Here is a 22,348-nt window from a genome sequence, read left to right as displayed (position 1 = left end):
AAGGCGCCGGCAGCCAGGAATGTCATACCCCTGTGCTTGGCTGGTTGTTAATTCAGGACGGAGGTAGGCGCTATGACGGACGCTATGACTTCTGCCGGCATGCCGGATCAGCCCCTGCAGCTTTCCTTGCTGCAGGGGTTTCCCGCCAGTGCCAGGACCACTGCCGGTCCGCCGCCGGCCAGCGTCAACCCGGTGGCCCGCGTGCTGATCGAATCGTCCCTGCCCCACCTGGACCGGCCGTTCGATTACAGTGTGCCGGCCGAACTCGATGACGCAGCGCAGCCCGGGGTCCGGGTCAAGGTGAAGTTCAGCGGCCAGGAACTGAGCGGCTACATCCTCGATCGGGCCGAGCAGTCCGACGCCGGCCATGTCCTGGTGCCGCTGCATAAGGTCATCTCGCCGGTCGCCGTCCTCACGCCCGCACTCCGGGAGCTCGCCAACCGCGTTGCCGCACGCTACGCGGGCACCGTCAGCGATGTGCTCCGGGTGGCCATACCGCCCAGGGTCGTCAAGGTGGAGAAGGAAATTGCGGCCCAGGATGCGGTGCCGCAGGAAGCGCCCGTGTCCGGGACCCTGCCCGGCGCCGGATGGGCGGATTACCGGAACGGCGCCGCGTTTCTCCGGCACCTGAGTGACGGCGGCTCGCCCCGAGCGGTCCTAAGCGCCCTGCAGGGCTTCGGCCCCGACGGTTGGCCGCGGCTCCTCGCGGGCGCAGTCGCGGCCGTTCGGCAATCCGGCCGCGGAGCGGTGGTCGTCGTTCCCGACTACCGCGACCTGGACAGGGTGCAGTCCGCCCTGGAGGAGGTGCTTCCTGCCGGGGACATAGCCCGGCTCACGGCTGACGACGGCCAGACGCCCAGATACCGCAGCTACCTGAGGGTCCTCAACGGGACTGCCGGCGTCGCGGTAGGCACCCGCTCGGCCGCCTACGCGCCGGTCCGGAACCTCGGCCTCGCCGTGTGCTGGGACGACGGCGACGACCTCCACGTGGAGCAGCGCTCCCCGTATGCCCACTCCCGGGAGGTGCTCCTGCTCCGGGCGGAGCAGGAAGGCGCCGCATGCCTCCTGGCGGGGCACACCCGCAGCACGGAACTGCAGCGCCTTGTGGATGCAGGCTGGGCCATGCCCGTGGAGTCTGACCGCGCCGTGGTCCGCCGGACGGTTCCCCGGGTGCTCAACACCGCCGACAGCTTTGAAATGGAACGCGACCCCCTGGCCAGGATGGCACGCCTGCCCGGCGCTGCGTGGCGCACGGCCAAGGAAGGACTGGAACGCGGGCCTGTGCTGGTTCAGGTGGCCCGCTCCGGATATGCCCCGTCGCTGGCCTGCGAGACGTGCCGTGAGGCCGCCCGCTGCGAGTCCTGCCAGGGGCCGCTGGCCATTGCCGGTGCTTCGGGCAGTTCAGCCGTGCCGCAGTGCCGGTGGTGTTCGACGCCGGCGCCGGCCTGGCGCTGCAGCCACTGCAGCGGCACCCGGCTGCGCCGCGGTGCCACGGGCGTTCTGCGCACGGCCGAAGAGCTGGGCAGAGCCTTCCCCGGCAAGGCAGTCGTCACGTCCTCCGGGGACCATGTCAAGGCCACAGTCCCGGACGCCGGCGCACTCGTCGTGGCCACCGTGGGTGCCGAGCCGGTCGCCGCCGGCGGCTACGCCGCCGCCCTGCTGCTTGACGGCGATTCGCTGCTGCGGCGCGAAAATCTGCGGGCGGGGGAGGACGCCGTCCGGCGGTGGTTCAATGCCGCGGCCCTGGTGCGTCCGGCGACGGAAGGCGGCATTGTGGTGATCACCGCCGACGACACCGCAGCTGTGGGCGCGCTGCTCCGCTGGGACCCTGCCGGGTACGCGCAGCGCGAGTTGGGATTGCGCACCGAGCTGCAGCTTCCGCCGGCGGTAAGGGTGGCTTCCGTGACCGGAGGCCGCACCGCCGTCGGTCATTTCACGGCGTCTGTCATGAAGCTTCTGGCCGGGGAGGGCGTGGAGCTGCGCGTCGCCGGTCCTGCTCCGCTGCTTCCTGCCCCACACGTGCCGGCGGCAGGACCTGGGCAGAGCGCGGCAGGGGCGCGGGCCGGGGCCGAGGACGTCCGCACCCTCCTGTTCATCCCCTACGGGCAGGCCGGCGCTGTGACCAGGCTCCTCAGGGCAGCGAAGGCCGCCAGTGCGGCGAAGCGCAGCGATGACCCCGTGCAGCTGCGGCTCGACGGCGTGGACGTCCTCTAGGGCTTGGCGGCCCGGAGCGCCATGACTTCCGCTGCGACGTCAACGAGCTGCCGGGCGGACTCGTCCCAGCTGAACTCGTTGGCGCGTTCCACCGAGCGCCGGGACACCCCCTGCCAGTGGTGGCCGTCGCCGAGGCTGCGGACCGCTGCGGCAAAAGCGTCCGCCGACTCCGGGTGCACGTAGGTGGCGACGTCACCGCCCACTTCCCGGAAAATCGGAATGTCACTGGCGATGACCGGTGTTCCCAGCGCCATGGCCTCAACAAGGGGCAGGCCGTAGCCTTCGGCCCTCGACAGGCTGACCAGCGCCGTGGTGCGCTTGAGCAGCGCGGTGTATTCGTCGTCGGTAACGCCGTTGTGGAAGATGACGTTGGCGCCTTCGGGAATCAAGGCCTCGAGTTCTGCGCGGCGCTGCGGTGTGATCCGGCTGAGCAGGTGCAGCGTGTAGCCGGCCAGCTCAGCCATGCCGGCCAGCATGGTCTCCACGTTCTTGTACGGCATGAACGAACCCATGTAGAGCAGGGTTTTGTCGGCCCCCGCTGCGGGGTCGCGGGGCAGCTGCGCGGGCTGCGGGGCGTTGCTGACAATGCGGACAGGACGGTTGGTCAGCCGGTACTTGGCCATGAGCGCCTCCGTGGTCCGGCTGATGGTGGCCACGACATCGGCGCGGTTGAGAAGGAGCCGTTGAGGCCAGAACGCCTTGTGGTACAGGCGCCACAGGACCCGGACCGGAGCCGGCAGGAAGCCCGGCGGCTGCGGGTGCTCGTAGTAGATCAGGTCGTGCAGCGTGAGCACGAGGCCGTACTTCCGCCCCCATGTGCCCATGGTCTGCATGGGACACACCACCACGTCGGCGCCCAGTTCGTTGACCTTCCGGGCCACGAACAGTTCCGCGGGGGAGAGCGGACTGTTGATCAGTGTGTAGGGCACATCCGGAAGGAGGGCCAGCTGCCGGGGGTCGCTGATGAGCATGGAGACGTCGGCGATTTTCGAGGCCGCGGCGATGAGGCTCGCGCCGTAGCGGCTGATGCCGTCGTGGTGGTCCGTCCGGGTGAAACGGGCGTCGATGACAATTTTCACGCGGGGTGGTCCTTCAGGAAGCGGCGGATGAAAGCGGCGGCGGGCTCCGGTGTTTCGTAGTGGATCAGATGCCCGACGCCGGGAATCACGTCCAGCGTGCCGTCCGGGAGCCGGGCCGCGAGCTTGTGCTGGTCCTTCAGCAGCGCGATTTCGTCCTTTTCCCCGGCGATCAGCAGCACGGGAAGGGTGAGCTCCTCGGCCACCTCGGCCACGTTGCTGCTGACTGATGCTGTGAAGGACTCCAGCAGGCTCTCGCGGTTCGCGAACGCGCTGAAATAGGCATGGTGTTGCCCGTGAATGAAATCCAGGAGCTCCTTGTCCTTTGTTTTGGCCATTGCCATGCTCATGACGCGGACAATGAGGCGGCTGCGAAGCAGGAGCAGCCCCAAGCCCCGCGGGAGCCGGGCGGAGAGCCGGTAGTACAGCACGGCCAGCCGGGTCATGGCGCCCTTGGGACCTTCCAGGGCGGGCGCTGCAATGGGGTTGATCAGGATCAGCGGCCGGACGGCCCGCGGATGGCCGGCGACGAAGTGGGCCGCCACGATAGAGCCGAAGGAATGCCCCAGCAGCACAGTGTCAGGGCCAAGGTTCAGGGCGTCCATGAAATCGCTGATGAACTGACCGTAGCGGCGGACGCTGTGGCCGTCGTCGGTAAAGGCTGCCGAGCTGCCGAATCCGGGGAGGTCCGGCATGATTAGCCGCATCTCGGGCAGCTGGTCGGCGACCCGCAGCAGCCCGTGGTGATCGCCGCGGAAGCCGTGGATGACCAGGATGGTGCGCGTCTCCGGCGTTGTCCGCACGGGTTCGTAGGTCCAGTACGCCACGGTGGTGCCCCCGAGGTCGACGTCGGTGGCCCTGGTTCTCGCCGCAAGGTCGCCGCTGAAAAACGACGGCGTCGTGGACGGCTCGGAGTCTGCTGTCTGCATGCTGTGTGGGCCCTAGTTGACGTTGTCGGGGTGGGAGCCGGTGCGGTAGCCGCGGTCCAGGCCGGCCATGTCCGCCATGTCGAGGTCAGAGAGTTCGAAGCGGAAGATATCGAGGTTCTCCCGGATCCTGTCCGCGGAGCTGGCCTTGGGAATGGCGATGTTGCCCAGCTGCAGCTGCCAGCGGAGAATGACCTGGGCCGCCGTCACTTTGTGCTCTGCTGCGAGCGCAAGGATGACGGGATCCTCCAGAACCTGCCCGCGGCCCAGCGGGCTCCAGGCCTCAGTGAGTATTCCCAGCTCCCGGTGCTTTTCCCGCAGCTCGGCCTGCTGCAGCCAGGGATGAAGCTCGATCTGATTGACGGCAGGCACCACTTCGGCGGTCTCCAGCAGGCGGTCCAGGTGCTGCGGCAGGAAGTTCGATACCCCGATCGCCCGCACCTTTCCTTCGTGGTACAGGGTCTCAAGGGCGCGGTAGGTCTCCTGGAAAAGTCCGCGCTTGGCGCACGGCCAGTGGATCATGTACATGTCAACGTACTCGAGCCCGAGGTTGACCATGGACGTATCGAAGGCGCGGAGCGTGGCGTCGTAGCCGTGGTCGTCGTTCCAGACTTTGGTGGTGATGAAGAGGTCTTCGCGCGAAGTGGGCGGCGCGGCCTCGCCTGACCCGCCCGGGGCGGCCTGAATCCCGTACAGCGAGACGATTCCGCGGGCCACGCCGGATTCGTTCCCGTACATTGCCGCCGTATCGAAGTGCCGGTATCCCGCTTCCAGGGCCGTGGCCACCAACCTGGCGGCGTCCTCAGGCGGAACCTTGTAGAGCCCAAATCCCAACTGGTCGATCAGCACGCCGTTGTTCAGGCTGAGCCGGGGTGAGGTAGTCATGGTTATGACTCTACCGATACGACGCAGGGACGCGCGGAACTGCCCGCGGCCCCGGCGGAAGATTCGTAACCCGCTGGCCGGGCTGTCCACGGAATCACGGCGAACTCTGCCGTGCAAGACTCGGTCGCTTAGTTCGCGCCGTCGAAACTGACCAGGCGCCGGGCCGACGCCTCGTCCAGGATCAGATCCGTGGCCAGGCCCGCGGCGAGGGCGCCCCGGAGGCCGTTGATCTTGGACGCGCCGGAGACCACGCAGATCCTTCGGCGGACCTGGCGGAGCTGATCCAGCGACGGGCCGGTGGACCGCTCGTTCAGCGTGATGCCGTGCGAGGACCCGTCGCCGCGGAAAAACACGGTGGCCACATCACCCACGACTTCGGAGCTCGCGAGGATGTTCAGATCGTCCTCGTCGAGGTAACCGCCCGCGTATACGTGGCTGGGATAGTCGGCGTCGACGGAGCCGACGCCGAAGATGGCGATGCTCATGCGGGACTGCAGATCCAGGATGCGTTGCACGCTCCGTTCATTCCACATGGCCGTCTTCGTCGCCGCATGGTCGAAGAAGGCAGGAACCGGGAACTGTTCCACCCGGGCTCCGTAGGCGCTGCCGAAGCGCCGCATGATGTCGCTCGCGTACGTGATGCCCGTCGTTTGCATGTTGCCCGCCCCGTTCAGCTGCACGATCACGCTGTCGTGCGTGATCTTGCGGGTCAGGTGCCGGCTGACCGCGCTGAGGGTGGAACCCCAGGCCACGCCGATGATGGCGTTGGAGTCCACCAGCGGACCGATGGTGCGGGCGGCCTGCATGGCCACACGGTCCAGTGTTTCGGCCTCATTTAGGGTGTCCAGGACGGGTACGACGTGCACATCCACCCTGTACTGCGTCCGGATTATCCGTTCCAATTCCGGGCCGGTGTCCAGCGGACTGCGGATCTGGATCTGGACCAGGCCCGTTTCGCGGGCGGTCGAAAGTAGCCGCGAAACTGTGGACCGGGACGTCCGGAGCTCCCGTGCAATCGCGTCCATGGTGAGATCCTGCAGGTAATACAACTGTGCGGCCCGGAGGGCTTCGGAATGTCGTGGACGCGGCATGTTCGATCCGTTCTGCACGTTTGTGCATAGTGCTTGACTCCATTTTCCATTGCTTCGAACAATAGTGGTGAACGGCGGCGCGTCCCAAGGCGCGCCGCCTGCACCAAAGCCCACGGACCAAACCCAAAGGAGCAGATTTGGGACTCAAGGACTCATCTGGCCATCCGTTCATTTCCAGCGCCCGGGGCTCGTCAGAGCGCGCCTCGGTGGGCAGTTTGCGGCAGCGGCCGAACGCCCGTGTCCTCATTGTCGGAGGCGGCATCAACGGCGTCGGCACCTTCCGCGACCTCGCCCTGCAGGGCGTCGACGTGGCACTGGTGGAACGCGGGGACTACTGCCAGGGCGCCAGCGGCGCGTCCTCGCACATGATCCACGGCGGTATCCGCTACCTCGAAAACGGAGAGTTCCGCCTTGTCCGCGAATCCGTCGTCGAGCGCAACCGCCTCCTGCGGATCGCCCCGCACTACGTCAAACCCCTGCAGACCACCATCCCGATCTTCAGCACCTTCTCCGGCGTCCTGGCGGCGCCCCTGCGGTTCCTGACCCACAAGCAGCACGGCAAACCCAAGGAACGCGGGGCCTTCCTGATCAAGCTCGGCCTCAGCCTGTACGACTCCTTTTCCCGTGACGGCGGAAACGTCCCGCGCCACCAGTTCCGTGGACGGAAGCGGGCCCTCGCCGAGTTGCCGATGCTGCACCCGGGCATCAAGTACGCGGCCACCTACTTCGATGCCTCCGTCCACAACCCCGAGCGCCTCACGCTCGACGTCCTTCAGGACGGCGAGAAAGCCGGTGGAAAGACCGGCGCGGGAACGGCAGCGGCGGCGAAGGCGGGGAAGACCGCCCGCGCCAGCAACTACCTGGCGCTGGCCTCCATCAAATCCCACGGAGCCGGTTCCAGCACGGTGGAGCTCCGCGATGAACTGACCGGCAAGGTCTTTGACTTCACTGCGGATGTCATCATCAACACCACCGGCGCCTGGGTTGACCTCACCAACCAGGCCATGGGGGCCGCGACGTCCTTCATGGGCGGCACCAAGGGCTCGCACATCGTGCTCGACCACCCCGGCCTGCTGGCCGCCTGCAACGGGCGCGAGATCTTCTTTGAACACACCGACGGCAGGATCGTCCTCATCTACCCCATGGGGGACCGCGTGCTGGTGGGCACCACGGACGTGGATGCTGACATGTCCCAGGACGCGGTCTGCACCGACGCCGAAATCGACTACTTCTTCGACCTCATCGGCCACGTCTTCCCCGACATCACCGTTAGCCGGGGACAGATCGTCTACACGTTCTCGGGTGTCAGGCCCCTGCCCAGGCATGACGCCACCCAGCCCGGCTTCGTTTCCCGGGACTACCGCATCGAACGGCGAGCGCCTGAAGCCGGCGGCAGCGGCGCCGTCGTACTCAGCCTCGTGGGCGGCAAGTGGACCACGTTCCGGGCCCTCGCCGAACACCTGAGCAACGACGTCCTCGCCGAACTGGCCATGGAACGGAAAGTCTCGACGGCGAAACTCGCCATCGGCGGCGGCGCCGGCTTCCCGGACAGCGAGGCCGGAATCCAGAAGTGGATCAAGGCGCACATGAACGCGGACCGGGATGCCGACCGCGTGGCAGGCCTCCTGACCCGCTACGGCACCCGTGCCGGCGAGGTCATCGGCCACCTCGACGGTGGCCCTGACAGCCTGTTGCGTTCCACCCGGGAACTCAGCGTCCGCGAGCTTGAGTACATGGCAGCCAACGAGCAGATCGGCCACCTCGTGGATGTCCTGATCCGCCGTACCTCCCTTGCCTTCCGCGGGCTCGTCACCGGCGAGCTGCTCAACGAGATCGCCGAGATCCTGGCTGCGCCCCTCGGATGGGACGCGGCAGACCAGGCCGCCGAAATCCACCACGCTCAGGAGGTGCTCAAGCGATCCCACGGCGTCGAGGTCCACAGCCTCGTCTCCTGAGCCAGGGTCACACAGACCCCGGCGCCCGGGCCGGGCAGCCCGGGCGTCAGGGCCGGACCGGGTCCACCGCACAGTCGACCCGGCCCGGCCGCCGCCACCAGCAGCGTAGCGGTGACGGCACAACCGTCCTTCAACCTTGCGAAGGACTGACAACAGAAAATAGAGGAGTCAAAGATGTCTCTTGGATTGGTTTTTCTTTCCGAAGTTTTCGGAACCGGCATGCTGACCCTGCTGGGCTGCGGAGTGGTGGCCAACGTTGCCCTGAAAGGCACGAAAGGCAACAACGGCGGGTTCCTGATGGTCACTTGGGGATGGGGCATCGCCGTCTTCTCCGGTGTCTACGTTGCCGCACGGTCAGGCGCCCACCTGAACCCGGCCGTCACCCTGGGCCTGCTCGTCAACGGCAAGGCAGAGTATGCCCCCGGCGTTCCAGTGGACTTCGCATCCACCTTCACCTACTTCGGTGGGGAACTGACCGGAGCATTCCTGGGTGCCGTGGTCACGTGGCTGGCGCACAAACAGCATTTCGATGTCGAGCCGGAGCCGGCCAACAAACTTGGCGTTTTCTCCACCGGCCCGGCCATCCGCTCCACGCCGTGGAATCTGATCACTGAAATCATCGGCACGTTTGTGCTGGTCTTCGTCATCCTCACCTTCGGCGGAACACCGTCAGGGCTTGGCCCGCTCGCCGTGGCGCTCCTGGTCGTCGGCATCGGCGTGTCCCTCGGCGGCCCCACCGGCTACGCCATCAACCCGGCCCGTGACCTCGGGCCCCGCATCGCGCACGCCATATTGCCTATCAAGGGCAAGGGGTCCAGCGACTGGAGCTACTCCTGGATTCCGGTGGTGGGCCCGCTGATCGGCGGAACCCTGGCAGGCCTGGTGGGGTTGCTTCCGATCGTATTCACCGCGGCCACCTGACACCTGATCCACGGCACGACTCCGGCAGCACAATGCTTTTCCGTTTTACGCACATTTCCTCAGTAGAAAGCACCACGACAAGGACGTCATCATGAGCCAATACGTAATCGCCATCGACCAGGGCACCACCAGCACCCGCGCCATTGTCTTCGACCAGAGCGGCAGCATTGTGTCTTCCGGGCAGATGGAACACGAGCAGATCTTCCCGCAGGCCGGCTGGGTTGAGCATGACCCCGCCGAGATCTGGGACAACACCCGCGAGGTCATCGGCTCCGCGCTGTCCAAGGCGAACCTGACCCGGCATGACATCGCCGCCGTCGGCATCACCAACCAGCGCGAAACGGCGGTGGTGTGGGACAAGACCACCGGCAAGGCGATTTACAACGCCATCGTGTGGCAGGACACCCGGACCCAGCCGATCGTGGATGAACTGGCCAGCGATGGCGGCGCGGAGCGATTCAAGCAAAAGGTCGGCCTGCCGCTGGCCACCTATTTCTCGGGAACCAAGATCAAGTGGATCCTGGACAACGTCGAAGGCGCCCGGGCCAAGGCCGAGGCCGGGGACCTGGTCTTCGGCAACACCGACTGCTGGGTGCTGTGGAACCTGACGGGCGGCGTGGACGGCGGCGTGCACGTCACCGACGTCACCAACGCGTCCCGGACGCTGTTCATGGACCTGGAGACGCTGCAGTGGGACGAAGAGATCCTGGGCATTTTCGGGGTTCCGGTGACCATGATGCCGGCCATCAAGTCCTCATCCGAGGTCTACGGCACGGTCCACACATCCCAGCTGCTGCGTGAGGTTCCCGTGGCCGGCATCCTGGGCGACCAGCAGGCCGCCACGTTCGGCCAGGCTGCGTTCCAGACCGGTGAAGCGAAGAACACCTACGGCACGGGCTGCTTCCTGATCTTCAACACCGGCGAGGAGATCGTCCACTCGAAGAACGGGCTCCTGACCACCGTCGGGTACAAGCTGGGGGACGCGGCGCCGCATTACGCCCTGGAAGGGTCGATCGCCGTCACCGGTTCGCTCATCCAGTGGCTGCGGGATAACCTCGGCATGATCAGCAGCGCCCCGGAAGTGGAAACCCTTGCCGCCGCCGTACCGGACAACGGCGGCGTGTACATCGTTCCTGCCTTCTCGGGACTCTTCGCGCCGTACTGGCGCTCCGACGCCCGGGGCGCCATGGTGGGCCTGACGCGGTTCGTCAACAAGAACCACATCGCCAGGGCCGCCCTGGAGGCAACAGCCTTCCAGACCCGCGAGGTGCTGGACGCGGTCAACGCTGACTCCGGCGTCCCGCTCACCGAGCTGAAGGTCGACGGCGGAATGGTTGCCAACGATGCCCTCATGCAGTTCCAGGCGGACATCCTTGGCGTTCCCGTCATCCGTCCGAAGGTGGTGGAGACCACCGCGCTCGGTGCCGCCTACGCCGCCGGCCTCGCCGTCGGCTTCTGGAAGGACCTCGGAGAGCTGTCCGCGAACTGGTCCGAGGACAAGCGGTGGGAGCCGGCCATGGACCCGGCAGAGCGGGACCGGCAGCTGCGGCTGTGGAAGAAGGCCGTCACCAAGGCCATGGACTGGGTGGACGACGACGTGAAGTAACTTTCCGCCCTGGATGAGGGAGGCCGCACCGCCCCGGCGGTGCGGCCTCCCTCCTCAAAATGCTCATTCTGCCGTGGGGGGATCGGCCCGGTGCGCTAGAGTAGGTTTATGCGTGCGATCCTTCTGCTTAGCTAGCCGCCCGGTATCCCGGACAAATACGGATTACCGAGCGGCCGCCCCTCCATGTCGAGGGGCTTTTGTGTGTCCGGGACGCATTCCCGGCAGGCGGCAGGGGATCAGACCGTTGTGACAGGACAGACGTCATGACAGAACAGAAGAGGGCAGCAGTGAGCGTTCAGCCGGAGACCGAAACCGGAACAACAGCAGGTGGAGCCGACAGCCCCGAGGAGGGCGCCTACAGCTTCGCGGCCATGGAGGCCCGGTGGCCGCAGGTATGGGAGGACCTCAAGGTCTTCACCCCGGCCGACGACGGTTCCCGCGAGCGCCGCTACGTGCTGGACATGTTCCCCTACCCGTCCGGCGACCTCCACATGGGCCACGCCGAGGCGTTCGCCATGGGCGACGTCGTGGCACGGTACCTTCGCCAGCAGGGATACGACGTCCTGCACCCGATCGGCTGGGACTCCTTCGGCCTGCCTGCGGAGAACGCCGCTATTAAGCGCAACGCCCACCCGAGTGAGTGGACGTACGCGAACATCGAAACCCAGGCGGCCTCGTTCAAGCGTTACGCCATCTCCGCTGACTGGTCCCGCCGGGTGCACACGTCCGACCCTGAGTACTACCGCTGGACCCAGTGGCTGTTCAAGCGCTTCTATGAGCGCGGCCTCGCTTACCGCAAGGACTCCCCGGTCAACTGGTGCCCCAAGGACCTGACCGTTCTGGCCAACGAACAGGTCGTCAATGGCGCCTGCGAGCGCTGCGGCACGCCCGTGACCAAGAAGTCGCTCAACCAGTGGTATTTCAAGATCACCGACTACGCGGACCGGCTGCTGGACGACATGTCCGAGCTGCAGGGGCATTGGCCCGAGCGAGTACTGGCGATGCAGCGAAACTGGATCGGCCGCTCGGAAGGCGCACATGTCCGGTTCGTGATCGAGGCCTCTGACGGACGCGCCGAGCGTGAAGTCACCGTCTTCACCACTCGTCCGGATACCCTGCACGGGGCCACGTTCTTCGTCGTGGCCGCGGACGCGCACCTGGCCCTGGACCTAGTCACCCCGGAACACCACGATGCACTCATGGCCTATCGTGAAAAGATCAAGGCCCTTTCGGACATCGAACGCCAGTCCACCGAGCGCGAAAAGACCGGCGTGTTCACCGGCCGCTACGCCATCAATCCTCTTAACGGTGAAAAGCTGCCGGTCTGGGCAGCTGACTACGTCCTGGCCGACTACGGCACGGGCGCCATCATGGCCGTGCCCGCGCACGACCAGCGTGACCTCGACTTCGCCAGGGAGTTCGGGCTGCCCGTGCGCGCGGTGCTGGACACCGGCGAGGAGGATCCCGCCGTCTCCGGCAAGGCAACGGCGGGGGAGGGCACGCTGATCAACTCCGGTGCGCTTGACGGCCTGCCCAAGGCGGAGGCCATTCCGGCCGCCATCGAAATCCTCGGCAAGCAGGGCACCGGGGAGAAGTTCGTGAACTTCCGGTTGCGTGACTGGCTCCTCAGCCGCCAGCGCTTCTGGGGCACTCCGATCCCCATCATCCACTGTGCCGAATGCGGCGAAGTGCCGGTGCCCGACGAGCAGCTGCCGGTTACGCTTCCCGAGGGCCTGCGCGGCGAGGCGCTGTCCCCGCGGGGCACGTCCCCCCTGGCTGCGGCCGCTGAATGGGTCAACGTCGAGTGCCCGAACTGCGGACGGGCAGCCCAGCGGGACACGGACACCATGGACACGTTCGTCGATTCCTCCTGGTACTTCCTGCGGTTCGTGTCGCCGCACTACACGGAAGGCCCGTTTGATCCCAAGAAGATCAACGACTGGATGCCGGTGGGGCAGTACGTCGGCGGCGTCGAGCACGCCATTCTGCACCTGCTCTACGCCCGTTTCTTCACTAAGGTCATTCACGACATGGGCCTCTTGGCGGCGGACGAGCCGTTCAGCGCGCTGCTCAACCAGGGCCAGGTCCTGAACGGCGGCAAGGCCATGAGCAAGTCACTGGGCAACGGCGTGGACCTGGGCGAGCAGCTGGACAAGTTCGGTGTGGACGCCGTCCGGCTGACCATGATCTTTGCCTCCCCGCCCGAAGACGACGTCGACTGGGCGGACGTCTCGCCGTCGGGATCCGCGAAGTTCCTGGCGCGCGCCTGGCGGCTGGGGCAGGATGTGACCAGCGGGCCCGGCGTGGACTTCAGCACGGGCGACCGGGCCCTGCGGTCAGTCACGCACAGGACCATTGCGGACGCCGCCGAGCTGCTGGACAACAACAAGTTCAACGTCGTGGTGGCGAAGCTGATGGAGCTGGTTAACGCCACGCGCAAGACCATCGACTCCGGCGCCGGCGGTGCCGATCCGGCCGTGCGCGAAGCCGCTGAGGCCGTGTCCGTGATCCTGAGCCTGTTCGCCCCGTACACCGCCGAGGACATGTGGAACGTGCTGGGGCACCCGGCCTCGGTTGCCAACGCAGGCTGGCCCGCCCACGATGAGGCCCTGCTCGTGCAGGACACCATCACGGCGGTGGTCCAGGTCCAGGGCAAGGTCAGGGACAGGCTGGAGGTCTCGCCCGCCATCTCCGAGGATGAGCTGCGCGAGCTTGCGCTGGCCTCGGAAAACGTCCAGCGGGCACTCGACGGCCGCGGCATCCGGACGGTCATTGTGCGAGCACCTAAACTGGTGAACATCGTCCCGGCCTAGTCGGGTTCCGGCCGCCGGCATCGCCGGCGGCCGGCCAGAACTGCAGGAGGTGTGCCGTGATCGACCGCGAACCGGCAGCCTGGCTGTGGCTGAAGGAACACCTCGTCCGTCTGCGCCAGGCCACCCGGCCGGGGCAGGGCCCGACGACGGGCGAGCCCGCCGTCGTCGTGCGCACGGCAGTGGTGACCGACTCCGCCGCCGCGCTGCCCGCCGACTGGGTGAGGGCCTTCTCCCTCAACGGGCGGCTGGCCGTCATCCCCATGCCTGTCATGGTGGGGGAGGAAATCTACGGTGAGGGCGAGGACGACATCGCCGAAACTATTGCCGTGGCATTGGCCGCCGCCACACCGGTCAAGACGTCCCGGCCGTCGCCCGGGCAGTTCGAACAGGCCTACCTGGCAGCCGAACGCCAAGGCTTCGAGTCAGTGGTGTCCATCCACCTTTCCGGTGATCTCTCCGGCACGGCCGAGTCGGCGAGGGTGGCGGCCGGCCGCGTCAGCATTCCCGTCGAGGTCCTGGACACCCGGTCCGTGGGCATGGCCCAGGGGCTGGCCGTGCAGAGCGCCGTAGTGGCGGCGGCGGACGGGCGCAGCGCCGCGGAAGTGCGCAGGCTCGCCGAAGAGCGCGTTGCCAAGGCCAAGGTCTATTTCTACGTGCCGAGCCTGGAGCAGCTGCGCCGGGGCGGCCGGATCGGCGCGGCCGCCTCCCTTGTGGGGGCCATGTTCTCGATCAAGCCGATCCTAGCGGTCGACGGCGGCAAGATCGTGCCGCTGGAGAAGGTCCGCTCCGCTGCGAGGGCCATTGCCCGGCTGGAGGAGATCGTGGTGGCGGACGCCGCGGGCAGGCCGCGGGGGGAGGCCAGGCTGGCCATCCACCACTTTGGCAACGAGGCGGAAGCCAAGCTTCTTGCCGCCCGGCTGGCGGCCGCTTTGCCGGACACTCCGGAGGCCCAGACCAGTGCACTGCCGGCCGTGCTGGCCGCCCACGCCGGCCTCGGCGTCCTTGCCGTGATCGTGGGTGAAAGCAGCACCTCGCTGGCCGGGTCCACCGCCACCGCGGACGGCCAACGGAAGCCGGAACGTGACCGGCCGGCGCAGCCCACGGCCTAGGCGGAGTGCGCACCGGATCAGGGCTGGCCGGGCCCCGCCGCTGGTAGTACAGTCTCCCCACCGACCAAGGAGGCTCCCATGGCAATGCAGGTCCATCACGTGGCGCAGTTCGACAAGGACGTCGCCGGCGAAGTCACCAAATGGCTGAAGTACCTCAAGGGCCAGGTGACCAGCGTCCAGTTCCTCACCACCACCGTCCCGGACCCCAAGGCTCCCGAGAAGTGGCGGGTGCAGTACGAGGCCTACATCACGTATCAGCAGTAGCCCTACCTGGCGGCGGCGTCCCCAGCGCTCCATCTCCATGGCGGTGTGCCTAGACGTGGGACGCCAGAATGGCCCGTCCGCGGTCGAGGACCTCCTTGATGATGCGGCGCTCGGCGGCATCGACGTATGGGGCGTAGTGCTCCCCGGCGGGCGTCAGTGTCGCCACCGATTTCCTGCGACCCGTCATCGGTTTGCCACACAAGGCCCACGGTGTGGCCCTGAAACCGTATCCAGTGAGGGTAGGAGAGTCTCATTCCCGCACTCTATCCGTCGTCGGTATCCACATAGGGACACGACGCCCTTCTTGCCTGGTGGCTGGCCTCCTAGCGTGGTGGGTATGTCACGCCCGACCGCTGGAGCCGCAGCCAGCACCCCGTCGCGCGGCGGCGCCGGACGCCGTTCGCCCGCTCGCCGTGCGGCAGGCGACCATGCAGCCGACGGGCGGGCGGCGAGGCGGCTGGCGGCAAGACTCGGGCCGCTGCCGGACGCGGACGGCGGCCTTGCGTCCGGGAGCGCCCTTCCCGGACTACTGGACACGGGGGACGGCAACGGGTTCACCTACGGAAACGGGCCGGGATCCGGACCGGACCCGGGTCCGGAGGACCGCACGGCCGATGCCCGGCTCAGATGGCGGCTCGGCATTCGCGCGGCGGTGCTGCTGGGGGTCCTGTCGCTGCTCGCCGGCGGCTGGTTCTGGTGGAGGGTCGCGACCGCCGGTCCTGAAGTCATGCCGCTGAGCGCCGTCACAAGCGATGCCGCCAAGGCGGCTCCTTCAGGTACCGCGGGAGCCGGCGGCGATGGCCCGGCCGGGGCTGGCGGCGGCGAGGCAGGGGACTCCGCAGGTACCGTGGTGGTGCACGTGGCCGGTGCCGTCAAGAAGGCTGGCATCGTGGAGCTTCCCAGAAACAGCCGGGTCCACCAGGCCATTGCGGCAGCCGGCGGCGCCGCTCCGGCAGCTGACCTGAACCGGCTCAACCTCGCGTCCGTGCTGGAGGACGGCCAGAAAATCTACGTGCCCGGCCGTGGTGAAGCCACCCCGCCCGATGGGGCTCCGGACGCCGTGCCGCCCGACGGAGCAGGGACGGGCCCGGCAACCTCCGGGGCGACAGGCGGCCGGTCCGGCGGAAAGGTGAATTTGAACAGTGCCGGAGCCGAAGAACTCGCGGAGCTGCCAAAGGTCGGCCCGGTGCTGGCCCAGCGCATCGTTGACTGGCGCAAGGAGCACGGTCCGTTCAAGACCGTCGAGGAACTCGACGCCGTGGACGGGGTGGGTCCCAAAATGCTCGAAACACTGCTTCCGCTGGTGACCGTCTGAGATGGACGGCAACAGTGGAGGTGCCAGAAGCCGGTGGCACAGATACGTCGAGGCGGCAGTCAGTCCGGACGCCACCGGCAGGCCCTCCGCCAGCGCGGCCTCCGTGCGCAGTAGCACTGCAGACCCGATCCGACCCGACGGAAGGACGCAGGGGACATTCCCGGCAGCAGGCACGGCCGCTCCCAGCCGCAGGGAAGCAGCCGTCCTGCACGGACTTCGAGAAATGGTCCTGCAGCGGCTCGTCCCGGATGAGCCGAAGACGGCTGCCGCCGGCCTGCTGCGGCGGCGCGTTGACGTCCGCCTGGCGCCCGCCGCACTGCTGGTGTGGATCGCAACGGTTGCGGGTCCGTGGCTTACACCCGTCGGGCTGCTGGCCGTGTGCTGCGGGTGTGCCGCGGGGGCGGGACTGCTCCTCGTGCTATTGCTGAGGCGAGGCGCCGGAAGCCGCCTCCCGCGGAGCTTCCTGATGACCGTCGCGGCAGCCATGGTCCTGGCCGCTGCCGCGGCGGCGCATTCGGCCGTGTCCGCCGCGCAGAGGCATGACGGTCCCGTGGCAGGGGCCATCGCCGCACACGCCTCCGTGGTGGCGGAGGTGGAAATCACCGGCGCCCCTCGAGCGCTCAAAGTGGCAGGCGGTTCCCCCCTCGCAGAGCGCTGGGCGGTGACAGCGATGGTCAAGACACTCAACACCGGTGGCCGACTGCTCCGGGCGGAGGCCGCAATAGTCATCATGGGAGGACAGGACTGGGAGCATGCGGTCCCGGGCCGGCTGGTCCGGGCGACGGGCAAGCTGCGGCCCCCTGATCCCGGCGACGCGGAGGCCGGTGTGCTCACCGCGTCGTCGCCTCCGGTGACGCTCGAGGCAGCCGCCGCCTGGCAGCAGGAGCCTGCCGCTCTGGGCCGGCGTTTCGCGGCTGCGGCCGGATGGCTGGATGCGGATGCCCGCGGGCTGCTGCCGGGCATGGTGACCGGAGACACCAGTGGCCTGGATGAACAACTCGAGGCTGCCATGAAGACCGTCGGGCTGACCCACCTGACCGCGGTCAGCGGAGCAAACTGCAGCCTCATCCTCGGGGCCCTGCTGCTGGCGGCGCGCAGCGTGCGCCTGGCAAGGATCCCGGCTGCCGCCTGCGCCCTGGCCGGACTCGGCATGTTCGTACTGATGGTGGGCCCGGACGCCAGTGTCCTGAGGGCCTCGCTGATGGGCGCCATCGCCCTGGCATCGCTGGCCGGCGGAAGAGCCGGCAGGGGGCTGAGCTTCCTGTGCCTGGCGGTCATTGCCCTGCTGCTCATCGATCCTGCGCTGGGCACCAGTTTCGGATTCCTGCTCTCTGTCCTGGCCACGCTGGGGATCATCGTGCTGGGGCGGCACATCATGGACTGGGTTCCACGCTCAGTCCCGCGCTGGGCGGCCGCCGGCATCGCCGTGCCCCTGTCCGCCCAGTTACTGTGCGGACCCGTCATTGTGGTGCTGCAACCGCAGTTCTCCACATACTCGCTGCTGGCCAACATGCTCGTGGCGCCGCTGGTGGCACCGGTCACCATCCTGGGGACGGCTGCCGTGCCGTTGGTGGCCCTCGTCCCGTGGCTGGCTACCGCACTGATCGGCACGGCGGGCATTTTCTCGGCCGGGGTGGCCGCCATCGCCAGGTTCACCGCCGGCCTTCCGGGCGCGGCTCCGCCGTGGCCCGAGGGCCCGTTCGGGCTGCTCACCATGGTGCTGTTCTCCGTCCTGACTGCGGTGGCAGTCTGGACGGCGGCCCATCCCGCCGGAGCCATGCGCCTCGTGCTGGCCGCACACCACCGGACGGCCTGTCTGCTTGACCGGCTGCTGGACGGGAAGTCCCCGCGGGCCGGCCCTCCTGGCAGGACGGCCCGCGGCTTGGTGCAGCCGGCGCCCCGTGGCAGGCTTAGAGTCAACAATCCAAATCCCGGGAGGAACCGCCAGTGGCCGCTGCACAGCCCCAACGATCCAGGACGTCGGCCACCAATTCGGCCACGTGGCGGGATGTGACTCCCGCCGGGGTCGTGCTGATCACCGGTCCGGAGGACTATCTCGGCATCCGGGCAATGGACCGGGTCCGTTCGCAAGTGCGGGCGGCAACTCCGGATGTGGAACTCACCCGGCTCAATGCGGGCGTGTACGAACCCGGGACGCTGGCCATGAACGTCAGCCCGTCGCTGTTCGGCGAGAGCAAGCTGATCGAGGTGGATGGCCTCGAGTCGATGAATGACGCCTTCCTCGCGGATGGACTCAAATATCTTGCCCACCCGGAGCAGGACGCAGTGCTGGTGCTCCGGCACAGCGGGGGAGTGCGAGGCAAGAAGCTCCTCGACGTGGTCAAGGCCGGGGGATGGCCCGTCGTCGACTGCCAGCCGCTGAAAAAGGATGCCGAGAAGACCGCATTCGTCGCGGCCGAATTCAAGGCGGCTTCACGGCGGATCGAACCTGACGCCGTGCAGTCTCTGGTGAACGCCGTCGGCGCCAACCTGTCCGAACTGGCGGCGGCCTGCAGCCAGCTCATCGCCGATGCCTCCACCGCCGTTGATGCGGAAATGGTTGAACGCTACTACGGCGGCCGCATCGAGGCGACCGCCTTCAAAGTCGCCGACGCCGCCATGGCCGGCAACGGGCCGGCCGCGCTGTCTACCCTGCGCCACGCCCTGGCCACCGGCGCGGATCCTGTTCCCCTGGTGGCGGCGCTGGCCGCAAAACTGAGGACCGTCGCCAAAGTGGCCGGCGCCCAGGGGTCATCCTCGCAGATTGCCAAACAGCTGGGCATGCAGCCCTGGCTCGTGGAGCAGGCTCAGCGCGACGTCCGGCGGTGGACGCCGGAGGGGCTTGCCCGGTCCATCCAGGTCACGGCTGAGGCCGACGCGCAGGTCAAGGGCCTCTCACGGGACCCTGTGTACGCCGTCGAACACGCGGTGACCGTGATCGCCACGGCCGCCCGTGGCCGTTAGCACCCGGGGCCGGTAGCAGCAGGACCAGAACAGGGTTCGACGGCACCCCAGCCGGGAGCGTCAACACGTTAAAGAGATGTGGCCGGCACCATCGGCGCCGGCCACAAGCATCAGTTCAGTTGAACTGGAAAACCTTAGAGTGCGTTGACCTTCTTGGAGATCGCCGACTTGCGGTTTGCAGCGTTGTTCTTGTGAAGAACACCCTTGCTGACAGCCTTGTCCAGCTTACGGCTGGCAGAAACGAGCGCAGTAGCAGCGGCATCCTTGTCAGTGGACGCAACGGCGGTGTTGACGGCGCGGATGGCCGACTTCAGCTCGGACTTGACTGCGTTGTTACGCAGGCGAGCCTTCTCGTTGGTCAGGATGCGCTTCTTCTGGGACTTGATATTTGCCACGTGTGAACTCTCTTTTTAATGCGGAAATGGTCTAGAGGGCTTTCAGATTGGCCATTGACTGAGCGGCGTGGGGATACCTATGGCGGCCAACCATCAGTGGCCGTCGACCTGCACGGACACACAGCTATGAATAGTAGCAGATTTCGGCCATCAGTGGCCATTTAGCGACGGCGCGGCGCGCCCGCGATTATTTCCAGCCGCGCAGCTGCCGAAGAGCGTCGGCCACGCGGGAAAACTGGCCCCGGCCGAGGATGGCGCCCTCCCGGCGGATGTCCGCGGGCTTGATCCGGAGGACGCGGTCGAGTTTTGCCTCGCTGGGCCGCCCTAGCCGGTCCCAGGGTCCGGTGCCGATGTCGACATAGTCCCGGCGGCCGCGGGGGTCGCCGTCGTGGTCCTTGCTGGTCAGCATCAGGCCGAGCAGGTACCGCCCGTGGCGGCCGACCAGCAGCACCGGGCGGTCCTTTCCCTGGGAATGGTCCTCTTCGTAGGGCACCCAGGCCCACACCACTTCACCCGGGTCCGGGCGTCCGTCGGGCGAGGGCGCGTACCGGATGGTTGCAGTGCCCGCGAAGTCGCCGGGGTAGGTCCCGGTCAGCCCGCCTGCTCCGGCGCGGGTCCTGGTCCGTGCGGGCGTCCGGGACGGCGTGTTCTTCGCCGTGGCCGCCCGGGAGCGCTGCGTGCGTCCCAGGCCCTCGAGGAAGCGGAAGGACGATCGGAGCGCATTGCCGACGGTGCGGAGGTTCAAGGCCATGCGGGCAACGATACCGCCGCGGCAGCCGCCCGGGCCGGACCCGGGACCACACGACACCGGGGCGCAAGGGGCATGCAGAATGTACTGCCACGGGCCCGGACGTGGGAGACTAGAGGCTCAGATATGCGGCAGGTGGCAGGGTGGCCAGAATCCAGCCTGAACTACGCCGCGGAAATGCCAACAGTAAGGACCCTGCGTGTCTCCCATGGCCCGCACCGCCCCGGTGCCCGCCGCGACAGATCCGGCCATCATTCGGAATTTCTGCATCATCGCGCACATTGACCACGGTAAATCCACCCTGGCCGACCGCATGCTTCAGTACACCGGCGTCGTGCAGTCCCGCGACATGAAGGCCCAGTATCTGGACCGCATGGATATCGAGCGAGAGCGCGGCATCACCATCAAGTCCCAGGCCGTCCGCATGCCCTGGGAACTGGACGGCACCAGCTACGCACTGAACATGATTGACACCCCCGGCCACGTGGACTTCACGTACGAGGTGTCCCGGTCCTTGGCCGCCTGCGAAGGCGCAGTGCTCCTCGTGGACGCCGCCCAGGGCATCGAGGCGCAGACCCTCGCCAACCTTTATCTGGCGATGGAAAACAACCTCACCATCATCCCGGTCCTGAACAAGATCGACCTCCCGGCAGCACAGCCCGAGAAGTACGCGGCGGAACTGGCCAACCTGATCGGCGGCGACCCCGACGACGTGCTCCGCGTCTCCGGCAAGACCGGCATGGGCGTCGAGGATCTCCTGGACAAGATCGTCCGCGACCTGCCGGCCCCCGAGGGCGACCCGAACGCCCCCGCCCGCGCCATGATCTTCGACTCCGTCTACGACACGTACCGCGGCGTGGTCACCTACGTCCGCGTCGTTGACGGCATGCTGCACCCGCGCGAACGCATCCAGATGATGTCCACCCGCGCCACCCACGAACTCCTCGAGATCGGCGTCAGCTCCCCGGAGCCCACCCCCTCCAAGGGGCTCGGCGTCGGCGAGGTCGGCTACCTCATCACCGGCGTGAAGGATGTCCGCCTGTCCAAGGTGGGCGACACCGTCACCAACCTTGCCAAGCCGGCCTCCGATTCCCTCCCCGGCTATGCCGACGCCAAGCCGATGGTCTTCTCCGGCCTGTACCCGCTGGATGGCACGGACTATCCGGTGCTCCGCGATGCGCTGGAGAAGCTGATGCTCAACGACGCCGCGCTCGTGTACGAGCCCGAGACGTCCGCCGCGCTGGGATTCGGTTTCCGTGTTGGATTCCTGGGCCTGCTGCATCTGGAAATCACCCGCGAGCGGCTCGAGCGTGAATACAACCTGGATCTCATTTCCACTGCCCCCAACGTGGAATATGAAGTGACGCTGGAAGACAAGAAGGTCGTCCACGTCACCAACCCCAGCGAATACCCCACCGGCAAGATCGCTGAAGTCCGCGAGCCGATGGTATCCGCCACCATCCTTGCGCCCAACGAGTTCGTCGGCGCCATCATGGAACTGTGCCAAAGCCGGCGCGGCGTCATGGGCGGCATGGACTACCTCTCGGAGGACCGGGTGGAAATCCGGTACCGCCTGCCGCTGGCCGAGATCGTCTTCGACTTCTTCGACATCCTCAAGTCCAAGACCCGCGGCTACGGATCGCTCGACTGGAAGGCCGACGGCGAGCAGGTCGCCGATCTGGTCAAGGTGGACATCATGCTCCAGGGTGAGCAGGTTGACGCCTTCTCCGCCATCACGCACCGGGACAAGGCCTACGCCTACGGTGTGATGATGACCGGCAAGCTGCGTGAACTCATTCCGCGCCAGCAGTTCGAGGTGCCCATCCAGGCCGCCATCGGCTCCAGGATTATCGCCCGGGAAAGCATCCGGGCCATCCGCAAGGACGTCCTGGCCAAGTGCTACGGCGGTGACATCACCCGAAAGCGCAAACTTCTGGAAAAGCAGAAGGAAGGCAAGAAGCGCATGAAGATGGTGGGCCGGGTCGAAGTGCCGCAGGAAGCGTTCATCGCGGCGCTCACCACGGACGAATCCAAGGACAAGGCCAAGAAGTAGTGGTTGCTGTGGC

General features: G+C 67.3%; 17 protein-coding genes. 11 read left to right on the top strand and 6 right to left on the bottom strand.

The features are described from left to right. The first annotated feature begins 72 nt into the window (after positions 1–72). Complete coding sequence (locus ABFP37_RS17770; protein ID WP_260680711.1) at positions 73–2,214, top strand: primosomal protein N'; 2,142 nt, start codon at positions 73–75, stop codon at positions 2,212–2,214. On the opposite strand, the gene ABFP37_RS17765 is transcribed toward ABFP37_RS17770, so the two are convergent. The 4 genes from ABFP37_RS17765 to ABFP37_RS17750 all read right to left on the bottom strand — a co-directional run bounded on the left by ABFP37_RS17765 (position 2,211) and on the right by ABFP37_RS17750 (position 6,126). After that, positions 2,211–3,293 (bottom strand): glycosyltransferase family 1 protein, encoded by a 1,083-nt coding sequence (locus ABFP37_RS17765; protein WP_078027858.1) that lies wholly within the window; start codon positions 3,291–3,293, stop codon positions 2,211–2,213. The genes ABFP37_RS17770 and ABFP37_RS17765 overlap by 4 nt on opposite strands. Continuing rightward, on the bottom strand, positions 3,290–4,219 hold the full coding sequence (locus ABFP37_RS17760; RefSeq protein WP_078027857.1) for an alpha/beta hydrolase: 930 nt from the start codon (positions 4,217–4,219) through the stop codon (positions 3,290–3,292). The genes ABFP37_RS17765 and ABFP37_RS17760 overlap by 4 nt, the downstream gene beginning before the upstream one ends. Positions 4,220–4,231: 12 nt before the next feature. After that, positions 4,232–5,101 (bottom strand): aldo/keto reductase, encoded by an 870-nt coding sequence (locus tag ABFP37_RS17755; RefSeq protein WP_347034360.1) that lies wholly within the window; start codon positions 5,099–5,101, stop codon positions 4,232–4,234. A gap of 128 nt (positions 5,102–5,229) precedes the next feature. Continuing rightward, positions 5,230–6,126 carry a sugar-binding domain-containing protein gene (locus tag ABFP37_RS17750; protein ID WP_347034359.1) on the bottom strand — a complete coding sequence of 299 codons (897 nt, stop codon included), beginning with the start codon at positions 6,124–6,126 and terminating at the stop codon, positions 5,230–5,232. Between the two features lie 203 nt (positions 6,127–6,329). Between ABFP37_RS17750 and ABFP37_RS17745 the strand changes: the two genes are divergently transcribed. From ABFP37_RS17745 to holA, 9 genes are all read left to right on the top strand, one after another. Beyond that, a complete protein-coding gene (locus ABFP37_RS17745) occupies positions 6,330–8,147 on the top strand; it encodes a glycerol-3-phosphate dehydrogenase/oxidase (RefSeq protein ID WP_347034358.1) in 1,818 nt (605 codons plus the stop codon). A gap of 174 nt (positions 8,148–8,321) precedes the next feature. Beyond that, on the top strand, positions 8,322–9,068 hold the full coding sequence (locus ABFP37_RS17740) for an MIP/aquaporin family protein (RefSeq protein WP_078027854.1): 747 nt from the start codon (positions 8,322–8,324) through the stop codon (positions 9,066–9,068). 91 nt (positions 9,069–9,159) lie between these two features. After that, positions 9,160–10,674: a glycerol kinase GlpK gene (gene glpK, locus ABFP37_RS17735; protein ID WP_078027853.1), complete on the top strand. Its 1,515-nt coding sequence runs from the start codon at positions 9,160–9,162 to the stop codon at positions 10,672–10,674. A gap of 263 nt (positions 10,675–10,937) precedes the next feature. Further along, the gene (gene leuS, locus ABFP37_RS17730; RefSeq protein WP_347034357.1) at positions 10,938–13,487 is read left to right on the top strand and encodes a leucine--tRNA ligase; all 2,550 of its coding nucleotides are present in this window, start codon (positions 10,938–10,940) and stop codon (positions 13,485–13,487) included. 56 nt (positions 13,488–13,543) lie between these two features. Next, a complete protein-coding gene (locus ABFP37_RS17725; protein WP_078027851.1) occupies positions 13,544–14,596 on the top strand; it encodes a DegV family protein in 1,053 nt (350 codons plus the stop codon). 78 nt (positions 14,597–14,674) lie between these two features. Next, the gene (locus tag ABFP37_RS17720) at positions 14,675–14,860 is read left to right on the top strand and encodes a hypothetical protein (RefSeq protein ID WP_078027850.1); all 186 of its coding nucleotides are present in this window, start codon (positions 14,675–14,677) and stop codon (positions 14,858–14,860) included. A gap of 337 nt (positions 14,861–15,197) precedes the next feature. Then, positions 15,198–16,175: a ComEA family DNA-binding protein gene (locus ABFP37_RS17715; RefSeq protein WP_347034356.1), complete on the top strand. Its 978-nt coding sequence runs from the start codon at positions 15,198–15,200 to the stop codon at positions 16,173–16,175. Positions 16,176–16,398: 223 nt separating this feature from the next. Beyond that, on the top strand, positions 16,399–18,189 hold the full coding sequence (locus tag ABFP37_RS17710; RefSeq protein WP_347034355.1) for a ComEC/Rec2 family competence protein: 1,791 nt from the start codon (positions 16,399–16,401) through the stop codon (positions 18,187–18,189). Then, a complete protein-coding gene (gene holA, locus ABFP37_RS17705; RefSeq protein ID WP_347034354.1) occupies positions 18,186–19,139 on the top strand; it encodes a DNA polymerase III subunit delta in 954 nt (317 codons plus the stop codon). The genes ABFP37_RS17710 and holA overlap by 4 nt, the downstream gene beginning before the upstream one ends. A 134-nt stretch (positions 19,140–19,273) precedes the next feature. Here holA and rpsT read toward each other — a convergent pair whose 3' ends face one another. Together rpsT and ABFP37_RS17695 are read right to left on the bottom strand one after the other, a co-directional pair. Then, the gene (gene rpsT, locus ABFP37_RS17700) at positions 19,274–19,534 is read right to left on the bottom strand and encodes a 30S ribosomal protein S20 (RefSeq protein WP_078027847.1); all 261 of its coding nucleotides are present in this window, start codon (positions 19,532–19,534) and stop codon (positions 19,274–19,276) included. 187 nt (positions 19,535–19,721) lie between these two features. Further along, on the bottom strand, positions 19,722–20,285 hold the full coding sequence (locus ABFP37_RS17695; RefSeq protein WP_078027846.1) for a type II toxin-antitoxin system PemK/MazF family toxin: 564 nt from the start codon (positions 20,283–20,285) through the stop codon (positions 19,722–19,724). A 205-nt stretch (positions 20,286–20,490) separates the two neighbouring features. On the opposite strand from ABFP37_RS17695, the gene lepA reads away from it, so the two are divergent. After that, positions 20,491–22,335: a translation elongation factor 4 gene (gene lepA, locus ABFP37_RS17690; RefSeq protein ID WP_347034374.1), complete on the top strand. Its 1,845-nt coding sequence runs from the start codon at positions 20,491–20,493 to the stop codon at positions 22,333–22,335. The last annotated feature ends 13 nt before the right edge of the window (positions 22,336–22,348 follow it).

Source organism: Burkholderia sp. RS01 (assembly GCF_039748055.1).
In the GTDB taxonomy this organism is placed as follows: Bacteria; Actinomycetota; Actinomycetes; order Actinomycetales; family Micrococcaceae; genus Arthrobacter.
This window is presented reverse-complemented; position numbering and strand designations above follow the sequence as displayed.